The organism is Arthrobacter sp. H5 (assembly GCF_000520595.1).
GTDB lineage: Bacteria > Actinomycetota > Actinomycetes > Actinomycetales > Micrococcaceae > Arthrobacter_D.
In genome coordinates, this window is the sequence record NZ_KI915035.1 from 1 (window position 1) to 4,723 (window position 4,723).

General features: G+C 61.0%; 5 protein-coding genes. 2 read left to right on the forward strand and 3 right to left on the reverse strand.

All coding sequences use genetic code 11. The features are described 5' to 3' along the window. Positions 1-290: transposase (locus Y708_RS28790; protein ID WP_162150418.1), on the reverse strand; the 290-nt coding region annotated here is incomplete at its 3' end. A 186-nt stretch (positions 291-476) separates the two neighbouring features. Between Y708_RS28790 and Y708_RS0120580 the strand changes: the two genes are divergently transcribed. After that, a complete protein-coding gene (locus Y708_RS0120580; RefSeq protein ID WP_028281369.1) occupies positions 477-1,220 on the forward strand; it encodes a hypothetical protein in 744 nt (247 codons plus the stop codon). A gap of 112 nt (positions 1,221-1,332) precedes the next feature. Here the strand turns inward: Y708_RS0120580 and Y708_RS31300 are convergent, their stop codons facing one another. Then, positions 1,333-1,971: a hypothetical protein gene (locus Y708_RS31300; RefSeq protein WP_253905905.1), complete on the reverse strand. Its 639-nt coding sequence runs from the start codon at positions 1,969-1,971 to the stop codon at positions 1,333-1,335. A 103-nt stretch (positions 1,972-2,074) separates the two neighbouring features. Continuing rightward, complete coding sequence (locus Y708_RS31305) at positions 2,075-4,381, reverse strand: helicase-related protein (protein WP_253905906.1); 2,307 nt, start codon at positions 4,379-4,381, stop codon at positions 2,075-2,077. A 42-nt stretch (positions 4,382-4,423) separates the two neighbouring features. Here Y708_RS31305 and Y708_RS31310 point away from each other — a divergent pair. After that, the coding region (locus Y708_RS31310; protein WP_253905907.1) for a hypothetical protein at positions 4,424-4,723 on the forward strand (300 nt) is incomplete at its 3' end.

The window sequence follows — 4,723 nt, forward strand, 5'->3', positions numbered from 1 at the left end:
GAAATTCCAGTTGTTCCCGTGGACATCAGGTAAGCAGCCCAGAACCACAAATGCAGCGCGGTATGGGTCTTGTGCAGGACTGTACCGGCCGTCAGAGACACCTGATAGGCGCAGCCACCGCACTGCCATAGTCGTCGTGCTGCTATCGGCCACGCCGTTGTGCCGCCACACCGCGGACAGACGAAACCCTCAGGCCACCGGCACTGGAACAGATAGTCCAGACACGCCTGCTCATCGCCGAATCTGGCCTGGAAATCCAATATCGTCCGCGGAAAATCTGGCTTGGCCATGAATAAACCCTACCTGAGCTAACCGTTCACCCACTAGAAAGCATATGTCCGAGCGACGAAGGACGGCTGGAGTGACGATGAGTTGAAGAAGCTTGGGCTCGAGTCCGGCGGAGTTGCTAAGCGCCGCGCCCGGCGATCACCGTCGACTTCGGATGCTCCTGTGACCTCTTCCGGCCAAGCACTGTAGTGGATCCCGAAACATCAGCGGCAATCGCGACCTGGGTCGGGGCCGTAGCGGCCATGCTCACGTTTGGGGTCGCAGTAGTCGCTGCGGTCTACGCGAAGAGGCAAGTCGAGAATGCACAGCAGCAACTGAGAGCCAGCGCTAAGGATGCCGACGAGACGCGCAAGCTACAGCGCGATCTTTTGACCGAGCAAGCTCAGCCTTATGTGGTTGTCACAATGGAGGAGAGCCGTGCGGGCGGAATGTTCATCGAGCTAGTTGTGAAGAACTATGGGACGACTGCCGCCCAGGACGTGAAGCTAGGCATTGAACCCCATCCACAGCGGGCAGCACATGCAGGCGGGACACTCGAACGGGTCAAGATTCCAGACTCCATCCACGTCCTCGCGCCCGACCAGGAATGGCGAACGTTCTGGGACTCGGGGAACGCTCGTCATGACTCGGGGCTTCCGAGCGAGCACACGGCAACCGTGACCTTTCTCGGCATCGGTGAGAAACGTCTTCAGTTTGAGACAACGTTGAGCTGGGAGTTCTTCGAGAGCCGGTTGTGGTTGGAAATCCGCGGCATCCACGACCTGGCGAAGGCGACTCGTGAAATCGATAAAAAACTCGGCAGGTTGATGACGGGAAACGCTCTATCGGTAATGACATGCGACGGCCGCTTCGAGGACGACCGTAGGCGGTCATGGCCAGAGAACGGAGCGCGGAAGTTTTTGGCTCGTCGAGCAGCTTCGACAGAGGATTGAACCGTTACATCAGGTGCGAGCGACGGCCCGCATCTCTCGTGATCGACGTATGACCTCAAACGAGTGAGGGGCGCCTCCCACCGGGAAGCGCCCCTCACCTATGTTCAGTGGTTCACAGTTCTATTCCTCCGGATCGCTCAACACCCAGTCCTGGAACGTTGCTGGTCCGGTGTTGCCCTGCGGTTCTATCAGGTGCCTGACCGGGCTTCGGAGGGTTCGGGAATGCAACCCGCATGTGTCGCTTCAAGTCCTCCAGTTCCGGTGTGAGTGTCGTTTGAGAACCATCCTCGCCGCGCATCTCGCGGCTGATCCGCTCAACTTCCCACTTGGCCTTCTCAAGCGCCTCTGTGTGCTTGAACGGCTGATTCAGTGCGGTCACCGCATCGCGGTATTCCTGGCGTGTTTCCTCCAGCTGACGCTCCCGCTTCACCACCTCATCAGGCAACCGCGTGACCTGGTTCTCCAACCGTTGGATGACACCCACCGTCGGGAACAATGCGTCGTTGCGTTTGAGTTCCACGGCGACACCTGACGCCCCTTCGATCTGCAAATCAACACGGGAAGCACCCATCTCAACCATGTTGGTTTCGCGCTGAATGAAGCGGATGTCGTGGCCGCCGATGGACGCCATCACTCCAAGATCTTTCGAGCCGTTGATGGGCGGGCGGCCGGCGGCATTCCTATCCGCCCATGTACGTAGTGCCTCCACCGCGTCGGTGCGCTTCTCGACGGTACGTCCAGCGATAGTCATACGGAACGCGTCCCCTCCGACATCAGCTGTTGTACGTGCGGCTGCCTCCTTCAGCGAAGGCAGCTCAGCAGCCAGTGCACGACCGCGAACGAGTGAGCTGTCGTTACGCCGCGTGAGCGCCGCCTGGTTGCGGTGCCATCCTCGTTCGAGACGCTGCAATCGGGTCAATTCCTGATCGGCTTTCGACTTCTCCAAGATCAGCGGGTTGCCGCTGGAAATGGCTTTGACCTCCGCGAAGGACAGCGTGTTGTCCCCGGTCTTCGATTTCCCGGACGTCGAGTCGGCCGCGCATGATCTGGTCGATGAACTTGCTCTTGCGCTCCAACGTCTGCCACATGAAGGTATCGAACGATCCCCTGGTGACGACCTGGGAGATAGCGACTTCGGGGTTCTGGTTGCCCTGCCGGATGATGCGCCCGTGACGCTGGGACACGTCGGCTGGTCGCCATGGTGCGTCAAGGTCGACCAGGTGCACGGCACGGGCCTGGATATTCGTGCCGACGCCCATCTTCTGCGTTGAGCCGACGAGCACGGCGACGTCTCCGGTACGGCATGCCGCGAACAGCCGGCCCTTCTCGGCGTCGTTCTTGGCTTCGTGCATGAATCGCACCTTATGTGCAGGCAAACCGCGCTCCACCAAGTCGTCGCGCAACTGCTCGTACACGTTCCACTTGTCCGAGGGTGTGCCGAGGTCGCAGAACACCATCTGTAGTGCGCCCGGTGTCGGGTGCGGGTCACCCGTTTCCGGGTCCTCATAGGTGCGGTCCTTGTTCTCCTCATACACCTTTGCCAAGAGGTCCGCGGTAGCGCTGATCTTCGTGGCTCCCACCATGGCGTCGAGTTCCGGATCAACCAAACGCATGTCCAGGGCCGCCTTCCGTCCGTCGCTGGAAATCTTCAGCATGTTGTCCTCGGTCGGATCAACCAGACGGGCCTGGATCTTCTCGGCGCGCTCCGCGATGTCCGCGATGTACTCCTCGAGCTCGATGGACGGCTCAACGGCCACCATGCGCGGCAGGCGTCGGCCGTCGTCGCGTTCCTCGATGTCCGGGACTGGTAGCTGCAGGTCCTCGGCAGTCTTCACATCCGCGAACGTGTGGAACATCTTCAGCAGCTCGGGCACGTTCTGGAACTTCGAGAAGCGTTCCTTCATCTTGAAGCTCTCCCCGCCGGCCACGGTCATTTCCATCTCGGAGACCACCTGACCGAAGGTCGCCGCCCACGTGTCGAAGTCGTTGATACCAGCCTGTTCGAGTAGGTCAGGGCGCAGGTAGCGCTGCACCACGTACATCTCGGTGACACTGTTGGCGATCGGCGTCGCCGTCGCCCCCGTAATTACGCGATCGCCATGAACACTGCGCAGGTGCTCCACCTTGGCGTGCAGGTCCGATGCACGATTTGAGCCGTCGATGGCCGCGTCCTGGATGTTCGAGGTCGTCGCGAGGTTCTTGAAGTCGTGCAGCTCGTCCACGATGAGATAGTCGATGCCGGTCTGCTCGAACGTGATACCCGGGTCGGCAGGAGTTTCGAGAAGTCGCTTCATCTTCTCCTCCTCGGACTGCAGACGTGCTTCGAGCTTCTTCACCGACATGGGCCGGCCACCGCTCTCCGCAGCTCGCTCCTTCGCCGCCAGAATTTCCTGGCGCTTCCGATCTATCTCCCGGGCGAGGTACTCAGCCTGCGATTCCGCTGACAAGGAAATGCGCTCGAAGGCAGTACGGGTCATGATGACCGCGTCCCAGTCATTCGCGGCCGCGCGGGCGACGAACTGTCGGCGCTTGTCGCCGGCAAGGTCCGCTGACGATGCGGCAAGAATCTGAGCCTGCGGGTAAATCTGCAGCCACTCCCGGGCGAACTGATCGAGCATATGGTTCGGCACAACAATGGCCGGTTTGCGGGCCATGCCGAGACGGCGCAGTTCCATGGAATCCATCACCATCTCAGCGGTCTTGCCAGCGCCGACCTCGTGGAATAAGCCCACGGAAGGCTCGGAAATCATACGGGCCACCGCTGCCCGCTGGTGCGGGCGCGGGGTGAAGTTCTTCACCAAACCGGGCAGGGTAAGACGTTCGCCTTCGACGGTGTAATCGCGCAGCACCAGGGAGTTGAAGCGGCGGTTATATTCGTCGGTGAGGGCGATGGTGCGGTTTGGGTCCTCCCACACCCACTCCCCAAACCTGTCCTGCATCAGCTGCGCTTTCTCCTGCGCCGATGCGGTCTCGACGGGGTTGAGGATCCGCCGATTACTTTCCGGGTCCGGGTCCGGGTCGGTGACCTGGACCCTCTTTTGCTCGAGCAGGTTCTTGAAGATTTCTCCTGCAGCCATCCGTTCCGTGCCCCAGTCGTTGCGAGCCGTGAATAGCTGCTTATTTGCCTGCACGTCCCAGTTGGCGCCGGTCACCCGGTCCACGCGTGCCCGACGGTCACGGGTGATCGTTTGGAGGAACTCCTGGTGTATCTCGGCCGAAATCCAAATGGACCCGATGCGGGCCTCAATCTCGTCCGCACCCAACGGCAGTGGCATGACAGCCTTCAGGTCTACGACGTTGCGGGCGAAGCGTTCGTCCTCGGCCGCCGCCGTGGTGGCGGCATCGAGTTTTTCGCGGATATTGCCGCTGAGGTACTCGGCGCGCGTCTCCATGACGCCCGGCTCACCCGGTATGTCGTAGACCAGCTCTCCCAGTGCGTCCCTCGCAGCAGTCGGCTCGACACCCAGAAGCTGAGCTATCTCGGTGAGGTCGACCTCCCCCCC